We start from the raw sequence: 20,210 nt of genomic DNA on the forward strand, positions 1-20,210 counted from the left end.
CCGTCCGGCCCAGCGCCCCTACTTGACGAGGGGAAAGAGGATCGTCTCGCGGATGCCGAGTCCGGTGACGGCCATCCGCCAGCAGCGCCTGCTCGGTGAAGCGCTCGCGCTGGATCACGGGATCCACCAGCTCCGAGTACCCCGTGGCGAGTTCGAACCCGCGCACGCACAGACGATGGCCAGCCCGCTTCGCCGGCTGGGTTCGCTGGGGGTGAAGACGGCGCTCCCGCGCCGCCTTCACCCCCTGTGCTGCCGCTGGCGCAGGCTGTGTCTTACTCCGGGACATACTGCGTGCCCCACACCAGATCGCGCGTAGCATAGCCGACCTGGCCGAGCACCGGGAAGTACGCCTCGAACGCGGGCCGGTCCGCGAAGACCGCTGCGGGGTTCTCGTTCGCCGAGAGGAACGCGTCGACATCCTCTGCGCTGTCCACAAGGGTCGGGGCACCGATCATGACGGGGGGGGGACCTCCTTGCCCTCGAGCCCGTCCGCGCTGAACTGCCCGATCGCGTAGCCCATCAGCTGCCAAGGGAAGGCGATCGAGGCCTTGTAGGGACCGCCCGCCTTATAAGTTCGCGCAGGCGGGCACGTCGTGATCTGGGCCGACGGCACGGAGTTAGATCTGGGCGGCGAGTGGGACCGAGTCTCGATGTATCCCTCGCTCTCGGCGGCGGCGGGGCGCGAGGTGACGCCCGAGACCCCGCTCGACGAGCTGCAGGCGCTGGCGGCGGACGCCGGAATCGACGAACCGCCCCACGCCACGCATGGAAAGCTCGCATGCGCGGATCGTGCTCGGGCCGCGGAACGGCACGAGCACGTTCGAGAACTCCTTCACGATCGACAACGTCCTCACCACGGCGCTCAACGTGTCGTCCCTCGCGATCGCCGCGGTCGGGGCGATGGTGCTGCTAATCAGCGGGAACGTCGACCTGTCGATCGGCGGGCAGTTCGCCCCTCGTCTCGGTCGTGACCGCGACGGTCGTGCTCGACACCCAGAGCGCGGTGGGGCGGCGTCGCCGTCGCACTCGCCGCAGCATCTTCCTGATCACCACCGTCACGGGACTACCGTTGGATGCGATCGGAGGCAACCCGAGCTCCGCCCGCTACGCGGGGGTGCGCGTGGGCCGGATGACCGTGGCCGCGTACGCGGCGAACGGGGCGCTGATCGGTGTCGTCGCCCTGCTCACGACATCGCGGCGGGGCAGCGGCAACCCAACAGCCCCGCGCCCAGGTGGCCAGCGCGACGTCGCGGAGCGTCGGCCGGTCGAGACACCAGCTCAATACGGGCGCGATCCGCTGCGGATGCACAGCGCGTCGGGCACGGATAGATCGCACGCATCAGCGCGACCGCCTAACGCCGCGGTTCGCCGCCGACGGCTGGGGGTCGTACCGGTGGGCTGAGGACGGCACCTGGGAAAGCTGCTTTCCGAGGTGCAGAAGCACGCCGACGCGGCCGGGAAGATCGACTGGGTCGTCTCGATCGACTCCACGATCGCGCGTGTGCATCAGCATGGTGCCACCCTCGCTCGGGACACAGGGGGCCCTGTCGAATCACAAGAGTCCGCGGGCCGAGCCGCCTGATCACGGGATCGCGCTCCCGCGGTGGACTCACGACCAAGCTGCACCTGGTCTGCGACGGGCGCGGCAGACCGCTGGGCATGATGATCACCGGCGGGAACATCAACGACACCACGATGATGACCGCGGTGCTCGAGGACATCCGGGTTCCCTGCGGCGGGAAGGGCAGGCCCCGCACTCGTCCCGACCGGCTGCTTGCCGACAAGGGCTACCCGTCGAAGATGAACCGGGCCTGGCTGCGCGAGCACGGGATCGCCGCGACGATCCCGGAACGTGACGACCACATGTGGGGTGAGGGGCCGCGGCCCGGCCCGGAGCGTCTGGGCCCTCCTCTCGCCGTCGTGTGCAGGATCGCGGCGAGCGCGCCCGACGAGCACCGCCCGGCAGCGCAGTCGACGGCGGCATAGGTGGCCTGGGCGCTCGGCCGATCCACGCATGCTGCGCACCACACCCAGTCGGCGTGAGCGGCGGCGGCTCGCCGACGCGCGCTATTGGTTGCTGAACGCGGCGTCGAAGCCGTCCGACGGCAACTCCCACATGAGCGAGCGCACGAAAGCCAGCGCCTCTTTGGCACCTATCAATCGGTCCATGCCCGCGTCCTCCCACTCCACCGAGATCGGGCCGGTGTAGCCGATCGACCTCAGCGCCCGGAACGCGTCGTCCCACGGCACATCGCCACGACCCGTCGACACGAAGTCCCAGGGGCGTCGAGGATCACCCCACGGCAGGTGGGAACCGAGCACCCCACTCCGGCCGTTCGGTTCACGTACACGCGTGTCCTTGCAGTCGACATGGTAAATGCGGTCTGCGAACTCGCTGATGAAGGCCACCGGATCGATATGTTGCCACATCATGTGCGACGGATCCCAGTTGAACCCGAAGGCGGGACGGCGGCCGATCGCATCGAGGGTGCGAACAGACGTCCAGTAGTCGTAGGCGATCTCGGACGGGTGCACCTCGTGTGCGAACCGGACCCCTTCGTCGTCGAACACATCGAGGATCGGGTTCCAGCGCCGGGCGAAGTCGTCGTATCCGTCGTCGATCACGGATGCCGGCACCGGCGGGAACTGCGCGACGTAAGGCCAGATCTTCGACCCTGTGAACCCGACGACCGTGTTCGCGCCGAGCTTTCGCGCGACCCGAGCGGCGCGTTTCATGTCTTCGGCCGCCCGAGTGCGCACGCCCTCGGGGTCGCCGTCGCCCCACGTCGAGGGCCGCACGATCGCGCGGTGGCGGAAATCGATCGGGGCATCGCACACGGCCTGACCGGTCAGATGATTGGAGATCGCGAACACCTGGAGTCCGTGGGCGTCGAGCAGGTCCCGTCTCCCGCGCACGTAGGCGTCGTCGGAGTCCGCGCGCTCGAGGTCGAGATGGTCGCCAGACGCCGCGATCTCGAGTCCGTCGTATCCCCACTCCGCCGCGAGGCGCGCGACCGTCTCGAACGGCAAATCCGCCCACTGACCGGTGAAGAGGGTGACGGGGTGAGTCAACGTACCGACCTTTCATTGGCGGATGCGCTCTCGAACTCGGGCACAACGACCCACTCTTGGGATTCCGACGAGCGGATGACCGCGGCCGTGAGTTGCGCAGCGCGGAACCCGTCTGAGAAGTCCGGCAGCCCGAACGCCTCTTCCCCCATCATGGCGGAGTAGGCATCAGACATGAAGGCCTTGAACGCGTCCTGATAGCCCTGGGGATGTCCGGCGGGCAGCATCGAGAGGCGCCGTGCGTCCGCGCTGCGCATCCCCCCGGTGCCGGCGGTGACCGTGCTGCTGGAGTCGATTCCTCCGATCCAGAATGAGTCGGGGGTCTCCTGATTGAACTCGAACGAGCCCTCCGTGCCGTCGAACGAGAACCACAGCCGGTTCTTGCGACCCTGTGATATCTGGCTCACCGTCAAGGAACCCGCTGCGCCGCCATCGGTCTCGAAGGTCAGGAGCGACATGTCCTCGTTCAGCACTCGGTCCCCCGGGGCGCCCCGGTGCGGATGGGCGGTCACGAGGCGCGCGCTCAGCCTGACGATCCGGTGCCCGGTGATGAACTCCATCAGATCGCACCAGTGCACGCCCACGTCCGCGAACGCTCGCGAGGGTCCACCACCATCCGACGACACACGCCAGTTCGTGTCCGCCCGGTTGGCGAGCCAGTCCTGCAGGTAGGAGCCGTGCAGGAGGAGCAACTCGCCCGCCTCACCGCCACGGATGCGCTCACGGATCTCCCGCACCACGGGGTAGTAGCGGTAGACGAACGGCACCGCGGTTACGGCACCGGCGTCGTCGGCCGCCCGCCGGAGGTGCTCCGCGTCGATCTCCGATATCGCGAGCGGCTTCTCGCAGACCACCGACTTGCCGTGCTGGATCGCCGCTGACGCCTGCTCGAAGTGAAGTGCGTTCGGCGTGCACACATGCACCACGTCGATCTCGTCCGCGGCGATGAGCGCCTCCGCGGAGTCGAAGGCGATGGGTACGCCTAGGCGCCGGGCGGCGAGACGTCCACTCTCCGGCGAGGAGCTTGCGATGCCGTGCACTTCGTGCCCTGCGGCACGGATTGCGCGGGCATGCACTTCGGCCATGAAGCCCCCGCCGATCACCCCCGCCCGACGTAACCCGGCCATCACGAACTCACAGTGCCGCTCGCGCGGTCCAGCTGCGGCACCGAGGTCCACTTCCCGGACTCGGCGGAACGTATGATGGCGTCTTCGACGAGAGCCACCTGGTAGCCGTCGCCGAAGTCGGGCCGGACTTCGCTGCCCGATGCGATCGCCGCGAAGAAGTCGTGCGCCTCGATGATCTTGGTCTCTCCGTAGCCGATCCCCAACGCGGGAATGGGCCACAGAGCCTCGCCGTTCGGGTGATTCGGGCCGGTGTAGACGGTGCGGAAGCCGCGCCGGTCGCCCTCGTCGGATCGGAAGCACACCTGCAGCTCGTCACGGTTCTCGTAGTTGAAGTAGATCGAGCCTTCGGTGCCGTGGATCTCAAGGGTGATGAAGTTGTTGCGCCCCCAGGCGTTCCTGGTGGCTTCCAGGGATCCCACGGCGCCGCCGGCGAATTTCACCAGGGTCAGCACCTCGTCGTCGACGTCCACCGCGGCCGTCTCGGCGCCCTCGGCCCGCGTATTGCCCAGCGAATCGGACCCGGCTGTCTGCACCGGCCGCTCCGGGATGTACGTATTGGTGAGGGACGTGACATCGCTGATGCTGCCGACGAGGTAGTGGGCCAGGTCGATCACGTGGCTGAGGATGTCGCCGACTGCGCCCGAACCGGCGACCGACTTGCGGAAACGCCACGAGAGCGGCGAGGCCGGGTCGGCGGACCAGTCCTGCAGGTACGTTCCGCGGAGGTTGAGCACCGTCCCGATCGCGCCCTCCTCGATGTACCTCTTGGCGAGGGCGACGGCGGGCGTGCGACGGTAGTTGAAGGCCACCATGCTAACCGCATCGGACTCGCGGGCCGCGGCGTACATCGCGGCCGCCCCTTCGAGGGTGTTGGCCATCGGCTTCTCGCAGATCACGTGCTTGCCCGCCGCAAGGGCTGCGATCGCCATCTCCGGGTGCAGATTGTTCGGCGTGGCGATGTCCACGACGTCGATGCTCGGGTCCTCCACGATCGAGCGCCAGTCCGATGTCCATCCCGCGAAGCCGAAGCGCGTCGCGGCGTCCTCGGCGAGCTCGGGGGTCGCCTCGGCGATCGTCTGCTTGACCGGCAGCACCTCCGTCGGCCAGAAGAACATCGGCACGCCCGAATACGCGAGGGAGTGGGCTTTGCCCATGAACCCTCCGCCGATCAGTCCGACTGCTATCTCTCGCATGCTCTCGTGCTCCTCTGTACGTAGGCGTTGTGTGGTGGGTCAGCGGGCGGCGATGGCGCGCTCGGCCGCCGCGTTCGCCTCGGCGATCCGGTCTGTCATGTCGGTGTAGAACTCGTCCTGCGGGCTCTTGATACCCCACCCCCGACCGAGGTTCTCGATGTATCCGCACCAGTGCCAGCCGATGATCCACGGTTCGGCCATCACGCGAGCGAGCCCCTGGGCATAGTCCTCGCCGCGCTCCGCCTGAGTCTCCATATCGCTGGTGCGGTGGGGGTTCAGCTCGGTGGGCACCCAGTTGCCGATGTCTGCGATGACGACGGGTTTGCCGGTCAGCTCGTGCCATCCGCGCAGATCAGCGATCATCTGCGTGTACTCCGCCTCGGTCTTGCCGGTGAAGTACTGCACCGAGAGCACGTCGACGAACGGGACCATCGCGCGCAGCGCGGCCTCGGGGATGCCTTTGTTGCCGTTGTACCGATCCCCCAGGATGAGGTGGTTCGGGTCGTACCGGCGGATCGCCTCGGTCACCACGCGGTAGTACTGTGTGGCGACGTCGAACAGCTTCGCGTCGTGTTCCTCGGCGCTCAGCCCTTCGAACCCAGGCCAGAACCTGCCGGAGGCGTGCGGCAGCCAGGACGGGATGTCGACCAGGAAGTAGCCGATGAGGTTGCGGCTCGAGGCGTGGTCGGACACCATCCGGCGCGCGATCCAGTCAGCGTACTTCGCGAAGTCCTCGCCATACACGTCGCGGAAGGCCGGGTGTCCGTTCCAATCCTCGATCTCCTGCACGCGGAGCTGGACGACATAGGGCAGGCCGACATCGAGCAGGTGCTCGTCAGGCCACGGGGACGAGTGCCCAAGGTCCACCGGGTCTCCGAACCAGTCGAGAGCTTCGCCCCATCCGCCACTGATGTACTGGCTGGTCCAGCCGACCGTGTTGAAGTTCAGCTCGACGAGGTCGCGGGCGACCCCCTTGGTCCACTCTCTGCGCGTGCCGTACTTGCTGTCGAAGATCTCGACGTTGTGGGGGTAGCGCAGGTCGCTGTCGTCGAGGTGGTTGAGAGCCAGGGAAACGAAGGGCTCGCCTTCGGGATCTACGAACGTCCAGGCGCCGCGGTCGTTCTGGGCGACGGTGAAGAACGAAGGGTTTTCGGTCATGGTGATCAGGGTCCTTTGACTACGTCTACTTCTTGCTGAGGGATACGGCGGCGATGATGATGATGCCCTTGATGATCTGCTGCACCGAGGAGCTCACACCCATCAGCACCAGACCGTTGTTCATGATTCCGATGATGAGCGATCCTGCCAGCACGCCCACGATGGTGCCGCGTCCGCCGAAGAGACTCACTCCCCCCAGGATCACGGCAGCGATCACATCGAGTTCGAGCCCCGCGCCGACATCGGGACGCGCAGCGTGGGCGATGCCGGTGAACAGCAGGGACGCGAAACCGGCGAGAGCACCGGTGAGCATGAAGGCGAAGATGATGGTGCGCTTCGTCTTCACTCCGGTGAAGCGCGCCGCCTGCGGGTTGCCGCCCGTGGCGAAGGTGCGCAGTCCGAAGACGGTCTTGTGCAGCAGCAGCGCGCCGAGCCCCACGATCACAATCGTCCAGACGACGGCGATCGGGACGCCGAGGATGCGGCTCTCACCGAAGATCTCGAAGTAGGTGGGGTTGGAGATGAGGACCGGACGGGTATCGGTGATCAGCAACGCGATGCCTCGAGCCACGCCGAGGATTCCGAGCGTGACGAGGAAGCTCGGAACCCCCAGCTTGGCAGTGATGAAGCCGTTGGCGAACCCGAACAACACCCCCACGGCGATCGCGGCCAACGCACCCAGCAGCCAGAAGTTCCAGACGTACTGCATCGCGAGCGCGGCGGCCATGCCGCACACTGCGAACACGCTGCCGACCGAGAGGTCGATCTGGCCGTTGATGATGACGAAGGCCATTCCCACGGCGATGATTGAGACCGTCGCGGTCTGCCTGCCGATATTGGCGAAGTTGTCCGGGGTGAGAAAGTATGGCGAGGCGATCGAGAAGAAGACGATCAGTGCGACGAGCGCGATGTAGACGAAGTACTCGCGCACGAAATCCGCGACGGTGTGGCCGGCCCAGCGCGGCCGAGCGATGCTACTGGTGGACGCGCTCATGGCTCTCCAGAACCCTTTCGTTCAGTTTCGAGTAGATGTATTGATCGGTGACAGTGGGGGTGACCTGCTCCGGCTCGCTCATGGCGGAGCCGGTCATGAAGCAGAGCTCGTCGCACAGCTCGTTGAGCTCGACGAAGTCGGACGAGACGACGACGATGGCTGCCCCCTCTTCGGCGAAGCGCCGGATGACCCGGTAGATCTCCTGCCGGGCACGGACGTCAACGCCCTGTGTCGGCTCGTCCAGCAGGAGTACCTGCATCGATGGCTGCAACCACTTCGCGAAGACGACCTTCTGCTGGTTGCCACCCGACAGCGACTGGACCGGCGCGGCGATCGATGCGGCCTTGACCTGGAGGGTCTCGACGAGACCGCGCGCGAGGGCGGCGGCCGACCGGTTGTTCAGCATTCCCGCCTTCGACACGGCTCGGTAGTGCGCGAGGCTCAGGTTGCGCTGGATGGAGTGCTGGAGGATGACGCCGGATCGGTGCCGATCTTCCGGAACCAGTGCGACACCCGCGCTGAGCGCCTGCCACGGGTGGGCGAAGCGCACGTCCCGGTTGCCGATGCGGATCGTGCCCGACGTCGCGCGCCGCACACCGGCGATCGTCTCCAGAAGCTCGGTGCGGCCTGAGCCGATCAGGCCCGCGATTCCGACGATCCTCCCCGCGTACGCTGAGAGGTCGATCCCGGAGAATCGGTCGCCCGACAGTCCGCGCACCTCCAGCTTCGGGCCGGTTCGGTCAGCCGTCACGCCTCCGTCGAGGAGAGCGTCGAAGCGTTCGCGCGACGGCGCGGCGACCTCAGACTCCTCCACGCCGGTGATGGCTTCGACAAGAGACGCCATCTCCATGTCGGCCACAGAGGAGGTGAGCACCTTGCGCCCGTCCCGGATGACCGTCACCCGGTCTGCGAGCTCGAACACCTCGGTCAAGCGATGGGTGACATAGATGATGCCGACGCCCGACTTCTGGATGTCTCGAACGCTGTCGAACAGCAGCAGCTGGTCGGCCTTGGTCAGCGTCGAGGTCGGCTCGTCCAGAACGAGCACGCGGGCTTCGCGATGGATCGCCTTCGCGATCTCGACGAGCTGGCGCGAGGCGACCGAGAGATTCTCGACGAGCTCGTCCGGCCGGATGTGCAGCCCCAGTCCGTCGAGGAGGTCCGCCGCGCGGCGGTTCATCTCCTTGACTCTGAGCAGTCCCAGAGGATTGCGGATCTCGTCGCCGAGGAAGACGTTCTTCGCCACCGAGAGCGAGGGCACCAGACTGAGCTCCTGGAAGACCGTAGCGATATCGGATGCCCGCCTCGGGCGCCCTAGTATCCGCACGGTTCCCGTGTCGTGCGGCTGCACACCGTCGAGGATCTTGATCAGCGTCGACTTCCCGGCGCCATTGGGCCCGAGAAGCGCGTGCACCTCACCCGCCCGGAGATCGAAGTCCACGTCCTTCAGCGCATACACGCCGTTGAACGCCTTGCTCACTCCGGCGGCGACGAGCAACGCGTCGTCGTGATCGTTCATGATGCCCTCGTCTCGATCGTGGCTGTGTCGTCGCGCGCTCAGCCGCAGATCTGCGATGCGTCGCAGGCGTCGACGACTTCGGACGGAGCCGGCGTGTGGAAGATCTCCTCGTAGCTTTCGAGGAGGTTCGCCGGTGTCACGGCGACCGAAGGCAGCGCCACCCAGGCCGGTGTCTCGGCGCCGATCATGGCGCGCGCGGCGGCGAGAGCCTCCGCGACGCCCTGCCTGTAGGGCTCCTGAGCACCCACGGCCTTGATATAGCCGTCACTTGCCATATCGACGGCGACCTCGGTGCCGAGGTCGACGGTCGTGATCGGCACGGTCACGCCGGCGTTGCGCAGTGAGGCCACGGCCTGCATGGCCGGCGAGTCCCAGATCACGAACAGCCCGTCGACGTCGGGATTGGCCGTCATGAAGTTGGCGGCCACCGAACCGACGCCGTTCGTGTCCGTGAACCCCACATCCTTGACCGTCACATCGGGGCGGTTCTGCGCGAACCACTCCTTCACGCGGAGCGTGCGCTGGTTGGTCGTGTAGAAGTCCACGGCGAAGTCGACGATGCCCGCGACCCCGTCCTCCGGGATGTATTCGGACAGAGCCGCCGCGGCGATCTCGCCGTTGCCCTGGTTGTCGGGGGCGATGACGGCCTGATAGTCGGTCGGGTACACGAGGCCCGATGCGGGCATGTGGATGAAGATCAGCTTGATCCCGGCCGCGGATACCTTCTTGTAGGTCTCCGCGGTCGCGACGTCGTCGGTGGGGATGCTGATGATCGCGTCGGGGCGCTGAGTGATCAGGTTCTCGAGGTCGCTGATCTGCTGCTGCACGTCGAATTTCGCATCGGTGACACCGATGATCTCTACTCCGAGTTCGTCGAGTGTGTCCTCGATGCCCTCGAGCGTGAGGCGGGACCAGTCGATGTCCATCGTGTTCATCGAGATGCCGACGGTGAAGTCGCCCGCGACGACCTCCGCCTTCTCTTCGTCGGTCAGTTCGAGCTCCTCGACGGTGACCGGCGTCTCGCCGTTCTTGCCGAGGCCGACGATTCCGGCCGGCTCGATCGTGCCGGGGTCGACGACGACCGTCTCCGCGGCGCCGGAATCGGAACCGGAGTCGGTCGTGCATCCGGCGAGGACGAGGGATGCGAGCGCGATGCCGCCGACGGCGGTGAGGAGGCTGCGTGCTGTGCTCTTCACGGTGATCTGCTTCCTGATGTGGGAGGGGGAATTCTGGTGGTTCAGCCGAGGATCTCGGCGAGGTAACGCTTGCTGATCTCGGCCGCGGCGCGGGGCAGGCCGTCGTAGTAATCGAGCTCGACGAGCAGCCAGCTGTCGTAGCCCGCCGCACGGATCGCGGCGACGATCCTGGGCATGTCGAGGTCGCCCTCGCCCAGGGGGAGGAACCGCTGTGCGCCGTAGTCCCAGTCCTTCAGATGTACGTGGGCCAGTCGATCGGCGTAGCGCTCGATGAGGGCGACCGGGTCACCACCGCCGGCAGCGAGGTGTGCCGTGTCGGGACAGAACGCGATGGCGGAGAGGTCCATCAGCTCTTCGAGCGCGTCGGGCGCCTCGACGAGAGTGCCGAGATGGGGGTGGTAGCTGCTCTGGAGCCCGTAGCCGTCGGCGATCGATGCGACCCGGTCGAGCCCCCTCGCCAGCGACTCCATGTCACCCGGCGCGCGTCCCCCCGTGCGCTGCGCGCCGCCGCCGACGACGAGGCGCTGTGCTCCGAAGTCGCGAGCGAGTCGCGCGGCATGGTCGATCTTCGCGAACTCCTCCTCGAGGATGTCCGGGTAGATGAAGTTCGCACCGGTGTAGACGCTGACCAGTTCGATGCCCGCAGTCTCGAGCGCTCCGAGAAGCACGCCGGGATCGTCGGCGAAGTCGAGGAGGTTGCCGTCGAACACCTCCGTGCCCTCGTATCCGGCCGCGCGGATGTCCCGAATCGCCTCTAGCAGGTCGCCGTTCGCACGGTAGAAGAGATCCTTGATGCTTGTCACGCCGGCCGGGGCGCCGACGACGCCGCCCCACGTGATCGCCGAGTATCCGAGCTTCATGCGCCGCGCTCCTCGGGGCTACGACCGAGGAAGTCCAGGTACGCGGTGGCGAGCGCTTCGGGATCCTCCTCGGCGAGCTGGTGCCCCCAGGGAAGGATGACCGCGCTGACGTCCTCTGCGACCTCACGCATCTGGCGCTCGTTGTCGGCGCCGATGAAGTATTCGCTTCCGACCGCCAGAACGGGCATGGTGAGCTTCGTCTTCGCCGCCTCGCGGTTCTGATCGGCGTCGTCGAGCGTGGCCCGGTAGATCGCGAACATAGAGCGAAGCCCGCCGGGCGAGGAGTAGCAGCGCACATACTCGTCGAGGGCATCGGGCGTGATGGCCTGCGGGTTGTGGGTCTCGTGCTTGATGAAGTAGTTGAAGTACTCCCTCTCCTTGCCGGTGATCAGCAGTTCCGGGAAGTCCGGCACGCTGTAGAAGTTGATGTGCCAGAGCCACACATACGTGCTGACGTTCTCCCGGGTGAGGAACGAGTAGTCCTCGAGACCGAAGCCGGGCAGGATCATCTCCTGGTAGATGAGCTTCTTGACGCGCTCGGGGTACTGGGCCGCGACCTGGTAGGCGGTCGACGCGCCCCAGTCCTCGCCGGCGAGGTAGAAGCGCTCGTGACCGAGGTGCGTCGCGAGCTGTGCGATGTCCTCCGCCATGTTCTTCATGTCGAACCCGTCCTGCGGGTGCTCAGAGTCGCCGAGTCCGCGCAGATCGGGAGCGATCACGGTGAAGTAGGGGGTCAGCAGCGGGATGACACGGCGCCAGTGGTAAGAGGTCTTGGGCACCCCGTGCAACAGGAACAGAGGCTCACCAGAACCGGCGACGGTGTAGTGCAGTCGCACGCCATTGACGAGCGCGCGGCCGTGGTGGGCGGGCTTTCCATTGTGATCGGCGATGATTTCCACGTCGTTCTCCTTTGTCTGTCTGCGTTACGTTTTGTCTGTCTGCGTTACGTGTCGTTGGGTCTGTCGTGCCGACGACCGTCAGCCGCAGGCCTTGGTCGCCTCGCAGATTTCGACGAGCTGCTGCGGCGGATCCTGGTGGTAGATCTGCTCCCACGCTTCGAGCACATTGTTCTGCAGCACCGGCACGGCGGGGAAGGCGAGCCAGTTCGGCACCGACCCACCCAGCAGCACCTTGATCGCCATATCCGCCTCGGCCAGCCCCTGGTCATAGGGGACCTGGGCGCTGAGAGCCTTGATGTTGCCGCCGCCCGCGAGGTCCGCGGCAACGTCGGAAGCGATGTTCACCGCGGTGATCGGCATCGTCTTGCCCTGAGCGCGCAACGCCTGATCGATCGCGACGGCCGGCACCTCCCATTCGGTGAACATCCCCTGCACGTCGGGGTTCGCGGTGAGGAAGTCGGTCGCATCCTGAAGGGACTGAGCCGCATCGAGGAATTCGGCGACCTTGATGGTGATGTCGGGCCGGTTCTTCTCCATCCAGTCCACGAATCCCTTCATGCGCTCCTTCGTGACGAAGAAGTCGACGCCGAAGTCGAGCACGCCGACGGTTCCGCCTTCGGGGATGTACGCGGCCAGCGCTTCGGCGCAGACTGCGCCATTGCCCTGATTGTCCGAGGACACCATGCCCTGGTAGTCGGTGGGGTACTCCAGTCCGGTGGGGACGTTGTCCATCATGATGAGCTTGATCCCGGCGGCACCGATCTTGCGGTACGCCTCGGCGGTGGCGGTGTCGTCGACAGGGATGCTGATGATCGCATCCGGCTCCAGCTGGATCATGTTTTCGATGCCGGAGATCTGGCTCTGGACGTCAAAGGCGGGATCCACGACTCCGACGACCTCCGCATCGTACTCGGCGAGCCGGTCGGTGATCGCGCGCACCTGCTCGGTCGACCACTCGATATCCATCGTCTGCATGACGATGCCGACACGGAACTTCTCCTCCTTGGCCTGAGCTATCTCGGCGTCGGTCAATTCGACCTCGGAAAGATCACCCGACTCGACGCCGCCGGGTCCCAGCCCCACGATCTGCGGCGGCACCAATGATGCTGCGTCGACGTCGGCGAGCGGGTTGGAGGGCGCGTCAGGGGCGGCGGTCGGAGAGGTCGAACCCGACGTGCAGCCGACGAGCGCGAGTGCCGTGATCGAGGCGATGGAGAGAGCAGCCGCGAGTCGGGTGCGGGGCGTGAGTTTCATCTGTCTGCCTTTCGGGGTCTTCGTTGACCTGGCCACCCAGGACGGGAGCACTACGTAAAGCGATTGTTTGCGAAGAGCGAGGTTTTGTCAAGGCATTTGTCAAAAGCATCTCAGTTTGAACGATGGTTAAGTAATTGGCTGTTGACATCTGTGGCAGACTGTCCGCAACGAAAGACAGCGAGGCAGGATGTCGGACCGCAGATCGTTCAGCCCGCGGGGGTCAGGTGACTTCTTTCAGTTGCTGCGTGACGAGCTGCCGCGAACGCGCAACGAGTTGGCCAATATCACCGGACTCTCGCGCCCTACCGTGCTGGCGCGGATCGATGACCTGGCTGAGTTGCGTCTCATCGCGCCCGTCTCCGACGCTGCCTCCACAGGCGGACGGCCCTCGGGCCGCATCGCCTTCAATCCCGGGGCCCAGGCGGTGGTGGCCGCAGACATCGGCGCCACCCACATCCACCTTGCCATCTGCGACCTCGCGGGAACGGTGCTGGCCGAGCGGCACGTCGACATGGCTGTGGCCGAAGGGCCGCACCGCGTGCTCGGATGGGCGATCGACATCGCCCGCCACCTACTCGAGGAGCTCGGTCGTCCGGCATCCGAAATCGCTGCCGTGGGGATAGGCCTGCCAGGTCCGGTGGACTTCGCCACGGGCCGACCCTCGAATCCTCCCATCATGCCGGGATGGGACGGCTACGACGTTCCCGGGCACATCCGGAACGCCTTCGCGGTTCCGGTGCTCGTCGACAACGACGTGAACATCATGGCGCTCGGCGAACGCACCCTGAATTGGGGCCACATCGAGGACATGATGTTCGTCAAGGTCGCGACAGGCATCGGAGCGGGGATAATTTCCGACGGCGGTCTGCGGCGTGGCGCAAACGGTGCCGCCGGAGACATCGGGCACATCGCCGTCCCCCATGCCGCGGGCAGACCGTGTCGCTGTGGCAAGATCGGCTGCGTCGAGGCCTACGCGGGCAGCCCCGCTATCGTCGACCGGCTGGGAGAAGTCGGTCTCGACGCGCGGACCGGAGCAGACGTCGTGGCGCTCGTTCGGGCCGGGAATCTCGAGGCGACCAGACACGTGCGCGAAGCGGGCAGAGCCATCGGCGAGATGCTCAACGCCTGCGTCAGCGTGGTGAACCCGTCTGTCATCGTGATCGGAGGCCTGCTGACGCAGTCCGGCGAGAACCTCCTCGCGGGCATCCGCGAGGAGGTCTACGCGAAGTCCACCCCCCTCGCGACGCAGGATCTGACGATCGCTCAGAGCCGCGCGGGCGGTCAGGCGGGCGTGATAGGGGCGGGCATGCTCGCGATCGAGTATGTCCTCGCGCCCGACTACATCGACTCTCAACTCAGGCCGCGAGGCGAGCCGCTACGCGGCGGTAGCGTCGGAGCGTGATCCGGCGGTGGTCCGATGACCGGTCTTCACGAGGCATCCCCCCGGGCGCTACTTCACCAGCGGAAAGAGGATCGTCTCGCGGATGCCGAGTCCGGTGACGGCCATCAGCAGCCGGTCGATGCCCATGCCCATGCCCCCGGAGGGCGGCATCCCGTGCTCGAGCGCCCGCAGGAACTCCTCGTCGATGCGCATCGCCTCGACGTCGCCGCGCGCCGCCAGCAGCGCCTGCTCGGTGAAGCGCTCGCGCTGGATGACGGGGTCGACCAGCTCGGAGTACCCGGTCGCGAGCTCGAACCCGCGCACGTACAGATCCCACTTCTCGACCACGCCCGGGATGCTGCGGTGCTCGCGCACCAGCGGGCTGGTGTCGACGGGAAAATCCATCACGAAGGTCGGTCGCTCGAGGTCCCGCTTGACGAAGTGCTCCCACAGCTCCTCGACGAGCTTTCCGTGCGTGGCGTGGGGAGGTTCGTCGACTCCGGCGTCCGCCGCCAGCGCCTGCAGCTCGTCGAGCGGGGTCTCGGGCGTCACCTCGCGCCCCGCCGCCGCCGCGAGCGAGGGATACATCGAGACCCGGTCCCACTCGCCGCCCAGATCGAACTCCGTGCCGTCGGCCCACGTCACGACGTGCCCGCCCGCACGGCCCTGCAGCTCGTTGACGGCGGCAGCGGCGTTCTGCACCAGTCGCTGGGTCAGATCGGCGATGCCCCGGTAGTCCGCGTAGGCCTGATAGGCCTCGAGCATCGCGAACTCGGGGCTGTGCGTCGAATCGGCGCCCTCGTTGCGGAAGTTGCGGTTGATCTCGAACACCCGATCCAGGCCCCCGACGACCGCGCGCTTGAGGAACAGCTCGGGGGCGATCCGCAGGAACAGGTCGGTGTCGAACGCGTTCGAATGCGTCACGAAGGGCCGCGCGGCGGCGCCCCCGTGCTGCACCTGCAGCATCGGCGTCTCGACCTCGATGAAGTCCCGCTCGGCGAACGTGCGGCGCAGCGACGCATTGACCGTCGCGCGCGCTCGCACGGTCTCGCGCGCCTGGTCGCGCACGATCAGATCGAGGTAGCGGCTGCGCACCCGGCTCTCCTCGTTGAGCTCGGAGTACATGTTCGGCAGCGGCAGAATCGCCTTGGCCGCCATCTGCCACGTCTCCACCATCACCGACAGCTCACCCCGGCGGCTCGAAATGACCTCGCCCGAGACGAAGACGTGGTCGCCCAGATCGACGATCTCCTTCCACCGCGCCAGCGCCTGCTCTCCCGCGACCGCGAGCGAGACCATAGCCTGGATGCGACTGCCGTCCCCCGCCTGAAGGGTGGCGAAACACAGCTTGCCCGTGTTGCGGCTGAACACGACCCGCCCCGCGACCCCGACCCGCACCCCGGTCGCCGAATCGGGTTCCAGCTCGCCGTACCGAGCGCGCAGCTCGCCGATCGTCGCCGTGATCGCAAGCTCGACCGGGTACGCACCGCCGGCCGCGTCCTCGCGCTCGGCGATCAGCCGCTCCCGTTTGGCCAGGCGCACCGCCTTCTGCTCGAAGACGTCGTCATCGGATGCCGCGGGCGCGGCGGAAGGGTCGCTCATGATGCAGGGGGCTCCTCGAAAGTCGGGGCAAGTCTACCGGCGGGGCCAGCAGCGCCCCGAGGCCTCAGTGCAGGTAGATCTCGACGTTGTCGATGAAGCGGTGGCCGGCGACCGTCGCGGCGATCAGGGCGAGCGCGGGCCCGCTGTGCCCCTCATCGGCGGGCAGGAACGTGTGCGGATCGATGACCGCGAGGTACTCCAGGCGGATGCGGGGCTGACCCATCAGCGCCGACTGGGCGGCGGCGATGCAGGCGTCCACTCCCCGGTCGGCACAGGAGGCGGCCGCCTCGAGGGCGACGGGAAGACGCGTCGCCGCGGCCAGGTCCGCCCCCTCGAGCATCGAGACCCGGCTGGAGACGGGCAACCCGCTGGGGTCGCGGACCGTCTCGACCGTCGCGATCTCGACCCCGAAGAACAGGTCGCGCACCATCCGCTCGACGAGGAACACGCGCTGGCGATCGCGAAGGCCGTACACCGCCACCTCGGGGCGGATCAGCTGGAGCAGCATGGCCTCGACCGTGAGCAGACCGTCGAAGTAGCGCGGGCGTCCGCGGCCCTCGTGGCGCAAGCCGTGGTCTCCGGCGCTGATCCGGGTCGTGTCGTGCCCCGCCGGCAGCAGCTCGGCCGGCTCGGGTGCGAAGACCACGTCCACGCCGAGGCGCTCCAGCATCCGGGCGTCGGCCTCGGGCGTGCGCGGGTAGGCGGCCAGCTCGGCAGCCGAGGCGAAGCGGAGCGGGTTGAGGAACGACGACACGACGACCACGTCGGCGCGCCGGCCCGCTTCGCGGATGAGGGCCTCGTGGCCCGCGTGCAGGGCGCCGATCGTCGAGACGAGCGCAACGCTCGTCGCCCCGCCGCCGCGCTCCTCGGCCAGTCGGGCGCGCAGCCCGGCGACAGAGCGGATCATTCCTGGATGCTACCGTCCGGCGGGAGGTCCTCCGGCCCGAACGAGCTGTGTGGCCACGGCGGCGTGGTCGCCGTGCTGAGCGCCTGATCGACGCTGGATCGGATCAGCGCCGACAAGAAGCCGCCGGGATTGTCCACCCCGACCTCTGCCAGCAGCGACGTGGACTGACGCACGATCTCGCGCGAGAACTCCGTGGCGGTCGAGATCGCCTCGGCGTACGCCGTCCGATCCGCCTCGGCCACGATCACCGGTTCGCAGCCCAGCTCGACCGCGAGCGCCTGCGCGATCGGCAGCACCGGCGCGGGTGCGGTGACGGCCGCGTACCCGGCCTGCAGCTGGCGCAGGTCGATGCTGGTCCCCGTGAACGAGACCGCGGGGTGGACGGCGAGGGGGATGGCCCCCCGCGCCGTGGCGGGCTGCAGCACACCCACTCCGAAGGCGGCGTGCGTATGCAGGACGAGCTGGCCCGGCTGCCAGGCGTCGACCTGCGCGAGTCCCGCGACCAGGTCGGCGATCTCGTCGCCGGGCACCGCGATCACCACGAGCTCGCTGCGTCGCACGACCTCGGGGGTCTCGAGCACGGGCACGCCGGGCAGCACGGCATCCACCCGATCGGGATCCGACCCGGCGGTGATGCCGACGATCGCGTGTCCCGCGCCGCCGAGGGCCGCGGCGACGACCGGGCCGACGCGTCCCGCCCCGACAACCCCGACCCCCAGCCGCCCCGTGCGGCTCACGCGTCGCCCGCCGCGTCGCCGGGGGTGGAGGGGGTGCGCGCGGCGTCGTGCGCCGGCTCGGTCGGCCCGGACACCTCGGCCTCGGCCCACCGATGGCTGCGATCGGCGGATGCCGCGGAGCAGGCGCGCCCGGCGACGTCACCGAAGAGATCGAGCGCCCGGTCGCGGTCGATGGCGGCGAGGTAGCCGTAGACCGGCCCGGTGACGGTGTGGGGGCGCAGGGAGGCGATCCGAGCGGCGCGATCCAGCGGCCCCTGATGCACGCCGACGCTCTGCAGGCGCGCGAACGGGAAGATCGCCAGCGATCGCCAGACGACTCCGCGACGCAGCAGCAGCGCGTCCGGCTCGACGAGGAACCCGTTGCGTCGCCACGAGAAGGGACGCACCCACCAGCCGCGCCGGGGTGTGTTGACGAAGGGATCGCTCTCGCGCGGGCCGAGGACGCCGTCGTCGAACAGCGTCGGCCAGGCGTCGTCCGGCAGGTCAGGCAGCACCAGCCGGAGCACCCGCTCGACGTCATCGCGGTCGCCGACGGGGAGCACGGTCGTGAACTGGTCAGTGCTGGTGTCGGAGGAGTTGCGCCCGGTGAGCCGGTTGATCTTGATCGCCCACCACCCGAAGGGGCGCCAGAAGATGGACTGCCGTACCTCGACGGCGTGCACGCGCCCCGGCGGGATGATCTCGGTCACGGTGGTGAACAGGCCGAAGGTCACGCGCAGGCCGTTGCGCGTGGGGGCGATCGAGTACCGCAGGCTCTTGACGATCTGCGAGACCCAGTAGGCGCCGAAGCCGATCAGGGCGGGCACGATGCCGATCAGCAGCCACGGGGTCCCGACGATCCCGCCGACGATCGCCGCGGCGATCATGCCCAGCAGGGCGACCGTGCCACCGCCCAGCACCTGCGCCGCCACGAGACGTCCGGCGGGGATGTGCACGACGCTCTCGGGCTCGTCCGACGGTCCCTCCGCGCCGACGATCAGCCCGGTGATCCCCTCGTTCACCGTCGACGCCACACCACGATGCGCGGAGCCGCCGCGCGCCGCAGCGTCGGCGAGCTGCCTGCCGGATGCCAGCCGCAGGATGTCGGCGCGCACGCGCTCCGCGTTCGTCGTGGTGAGGTACTCGAGCTTGACGTTGGCGTCGCTGCCGGCCCCCGCGACCTCGAGCTTGGCCAGGCCGATCAGGCGCGCGAGGAGGGGCCGGGTGAGGTTGACCCCCTGCACACGATCGAGCGGCGCGCGGCGGTGGCTGCGGAAGAGGACACCCTGCCGCACCTCGACGTCGTCATCGGTGATGCGGAACGTGTGGAAGCGCCACGAGAGATAGAAGCCGCCGACGACCACGATCATCACGCCGAGCACGACGAGCGAGGCGGTCAGCAGCAGGCCGCTCTCGATGACCCAGTCGACGGGGTCGCCTCCCGCGTCGTATCCGGCGTCCAGTTCGGGGACGACCCACGGAAGGAACAGCTCGAGCAGCCGGTCCCGCATGTTCGCGATCACGATGCCCGCGACGACGAGCAGCACGATCCCGCCACGAAGAAGCGGCGTGAGGGGATGCAGACGCTGCCACGTGCCGTCGCTCAGCTCGCTGCGCGCGTCTGCCGAGAGCAGCTCCGCGGCGCGGGCGGCCGCGGCATCCGGGTCTGCGGAGGCCACCGGGTCGGGCGGCGGGACGGAGTCGCTCACAGCCCCGTCCGTCGTGTCTCGGCGACCTCGATCAGCCTGTCGCGCAGCAGTTCCGCCGTCTGCTGCTCCAGCCCGGGGATCGTGACCCCGGTCGCGGCGGCCGCGGTGACGAGCTTTAGCTGGGCGATGCCGAAGCCGCGGTCGAGCGGGCCGTGCGTGATGTCGACCAGCTGCATGCGGCCATACGGCACGGCGACGATGCGCTGCCAGAGGATTCCGCGACGGAAGACGAGGTCGTCCTCGCGCAGGCGGTAGCCGAGGGCGCGCGCCTGGCGCGGCATCACGATCAAGGTCGCGATCAGGATGAGCCCGAGGATGCCGCCGGGGATCAGCGCCCACATCTGGCCGAGCGCGACGGTGAGCACCACGACGGCGACGACGACGATCAGCAGCAGGGCGCCGCTCGAGATCAGCTGCACCCAGATGTACTTCGGTGAGATCTGGTGCCAGCGACCGTCGCCGAGCTGAAGTCGCGCACTCCCGCGCGGCTCGATCAGGCGCGAGAACGTGCCGGCATCCAGCGCCGTGTCCGAGGACGTATCCGGGGCGGCGTCGGCCGGCCCGGGAGCGTCCGTCGTGGGCTCGCCGGTCTCAGAATCACCGGTCGCGGGCTCACCGGCCACGGG

General features: G+C 67.9%; 18 protein-coding genes and 3 pseudogenes. 4 read left to right on the forward strand and 17 right to left on the reverse strand.

Annotation, left to right across the window (positions count from 1 at the left end):
• Positions 1-18: 18 nt before the first annotated feature.
• Both M4I32_RS13500 and M4I32_RS13505 read right to left on the reverse strand, forming a co-directional pair.
• Positions 19-172: pseudogene (locus M4I32_RS13500) on the reverse strand (lysine--tRNA ligase); the annotation flags it as partial.
• Positions 173-272: 100 nt separating this feature from the next.
• Positions 273-455: a hypothetical protein gene (locus M4I32_RS13505; protein WP_319035006.1), complete on the reverse strand. Its 183-nt coding sequence runs from the start codon at positions 453-455 to the stop codon at positions 273-275.
• A gap of 123 nt (positions 456-578) precedes the next feature.
• Here M4I32_RS13505 and M4I32_RS13510 point away from each other — a divergent pair.
• The 3 genes and pseudogenes from M4I32_RS13510 to M4I32_RS13520 form a co-directional block, all read left to right on the forward strand.
• Positions 579-776 (forward strand): annotated as a pseudogene (locus M4I32_RS13510) (lysine--tRNA ligase); the annotation flags it as partial.
• Between the two features lie 191 nt (positions 777-967).
• Positions 968-1,402: an ABC transporter permease subunit gene (locus M4I32_RS13515; RefSeq protein WP_319035007.1), complete on the forward strand. Its 435-nt coding sequence runs from the start codon at positions 968-970 to the stop codon at positions 1,400-1,402.
• A gap of 169 nt (positions 1,403-1,571) precedes the next feature.
• Positions 1,572-1,986: pseudogene (locus tag M4I32_RS13520) on the forward strand (transposase); the annotation flags it as partial.
• Positions 1,987-2,067: 81 nt separating this feature from the next.
• Here the strand turns inward: M4I32_RS13520 and M4I32_RS13525 are convergent.
• The 10 genes from M4I32_RS13525 to M4I32_RS13570 all read right to left on the reverse strand — a co-directional run bounded on the left by M4I32_RS13525 (position 2,068) and on the right by M4I32_RS13570 (position 13,269).
• Entirely contained in the window at positions 2,068-3,072 is a 1,005-nt protein-coding gene (locus M4I32_RS13525) for a sugar phosphate isomerase/epimerase family protein (protein WP_319035008.1), read from the reverse strand.
• Positions 3,069-4,196, reverse strand: coding sequence for a Gfo/Idh/MocA family oxidoreductase (locus tag M4I32_RS13530; RefSeq protein WP_319035009.1), 1,128 nt, complete (start codon positions 4,194-4,196; stop codon positions 3,069-3,071). Before M4I32_RS13530 ends, M4I32_RS13525 begins: the two co-directional genes overlap by 4 nt.
• On the reverse strand, positions 4,196-5,389 hold the full coding sequence (locus M4I32_RS13535) for a Gfo/Idh/MocA family oxidoreductase (RefSeq protein ID WP_319035010.1): 1,194 nt from the start codon (positions 5,387-5,389) through the stop codon (positions 4,196-4,198). The genes M4I32_RS13530 and M4I32_RS13535 overlap by 1 nt, the downstream gene beginning before the upstream one ends.
• A gap of 39 nt (positions 5,390-5,428) precedes the next feature.
• Positions 5,429-6,547: an agarase gene (locus M4I32_RS13540; RefSeq protein WP_319035011.1), complete on the reverse strand. Its 1,119-nt coding sequence runs from the start codon at positions 6,545-6,547 to the stop codon at positions 5,429-5,431.
• 25 nt (positions 6,548-6,572) lie between these two features.
• Positions 6,573-7,541 carry an ABC transporter permease gene (locus M4I32_RS13545; RefSeq protein ID WP_319035012.1) on the reverse strand — a complete coding sequence of 323 codons (969 nt, stop codon included), beginning with the start codon at positions 7,539-7,541 and terminating at the stop codon, positions 6,573-6,575.
• A complete protein-coding gene (locus M4I32_RS13550; protein ID WP_319035013.1) occupies positions 7,522-9,060 on the reverse strand; it encodes a sugar ABC transporter ATP-binding protein in 1,539 nt (512 codons plus the stop codon). Before M4I32_RS13550 ends, M4I32_RS13545 begins: the two co-directional genes overlap by 20 nt.
• 38 nt (positions 9,061-9,098) lie before the next feature.
• Positions 9,099-10,256, reverse strand: a complete 1,158-nt coding sequence (locus M4I32_RS13555) for a substrate-binding domain-containing protein (RefSeq protein ID WP_319035014.1) — start codon at positions 10,254-10,256, stop codon at positions 9,099-9,101.
• 41 nt (positions 10,257-10,297) lie between these two features.
• Entirely contained in the window at positions 10,298-11,116 is an 819-nt protein-coding gene (locus M4I32_RS13560; protein WP_319035015.1) for a sugar phosphate isomerase/epimerase, read from the reverse strand.
• Positions 11,113-12,015: an alpha/beta hydrolase gene (locus M4I32_RS13565; protein WP_319035016.1), complete on the reverse strand. Its 903-nt coding sequence runs from the start codon at positions 12,013-12,015 to the stop codon at positions 11,113-11,115. Before M4I32_RS13565 ends, M4I32_RS13560 begins: the two co-directional genes overlap by 4 nt.
• A 78-nt stretch (positions 12,016-12,093) precedes the next feature.
• Positions 12,094-13,269: a substrate-binding domain-containing protein gene (locus M4I32_RS13570; RefSeq protein WP_319035017.1), complete on the reverse strand. Its 1,176-nt coding sequence runs from the start codon at positions 13,267-13,269 to the stop codon at positions 12,094-12,096.
• A 187-nt stretch (positions 13,270-13,456) separates the two neighbouring features.
• Here M4I32_RS13570 and M4I32_RS13575 point away from each other — a divergent pair, with 187 nt between their 5' ends.
• Positions 13,457-14,671 carry an ROK family transcriptional regulator gene (locus M4I32_RS13575; RefSeq protein ID WP_319035018.1) on the forward strand — a complete coding sequence of 405 codons (1,215 nt, stop codon included), beginning with the start codon at positions 13,457-13,459 and terminating at the stop codon, positions 14,669-14,671.
• Between the two features lie 48 nt (positions 14,672-14,719).
• Here M4I32_RS13575 and lysS read toward each other — a convergent pair whose 3' ends face one another.
• From lysS to M4I32_RS13600, 5 genes are all read right to left on the reverse strand, one after another.
• Complete coding sequence (gene lysS, locus M4I32_RS13580; RefSeq protein WP_319035019.1) at positions 14,720-16,252, reverse strand: lysine--tRNA ligase; 1,533 nt, start codon at positions 16,250-16,252, stop codon at positions 14,720-14,722.
• A gap of 64 nt (positions 16,253-16,316) precedes the next feature.
• Positions 16,317-17,159, reverse strand: a complete 843-nt coding sequence (locus M4I32_RS13585; protein ID WP_319035020.1) for a pantoate--beta-alanine ligase — start codon at positions 17,157-17,159, stop codon at positions 16,317-16,319.
• A complete protein-coding gene (locus M4I32_RS13590; protein ID WP_319035021.1) occupies positions 17,156-17,896 on the reverse strand; it encodes a DUF2520 domain-containing protein in 741 nt (246 codons plus the stop codon). The genes M4I32_RS13585 and M4I32_RS13590 overlap by 4 nt, the downstream gene beginning before the upstream one ends.
• Positions 17,893-19,584 carry a PH domain-containing protein gene (locus tag M4I32_RS13595; RefSeq protein WP_319035022.1) on the reverse strand — a complete coding sequence of 564 codons (1,692 nt, stop codon included), beginning with the start codon at positions 19,582-19,584 and terminating at the stop codon, positions 17,893-17,895. Before M4I32_RS13595 ends, M4I32_RS13590 begins: the two co-directional genes overlap by 4 nt.
• On the reverse strand, positions 19,581-20,105 hold the full coding sequence (locus M4I32_RS13600) for a PH domain-containing protein (protein ID WP_319035034.1): 525 nt from the start codon (positions 20,103-20,105) through the stop codon (positions 19,581-19,583). The genes M4I32_RS13595 and M4I32_RS13600 overlap by 4 nt, the downstream gene beginning before the upstream one ends.
• Positions 20,106-20,210: the final 105 nt, after the last annotated feature.

The organism is Microbacterium sp. LRZ72 (assembly GCF_033792225.1).
Lineage (GTDB): Bacteria > Actinomycetota > Actinomycetes > Actinomycetales > Microbacteriaceae > Microbacterium.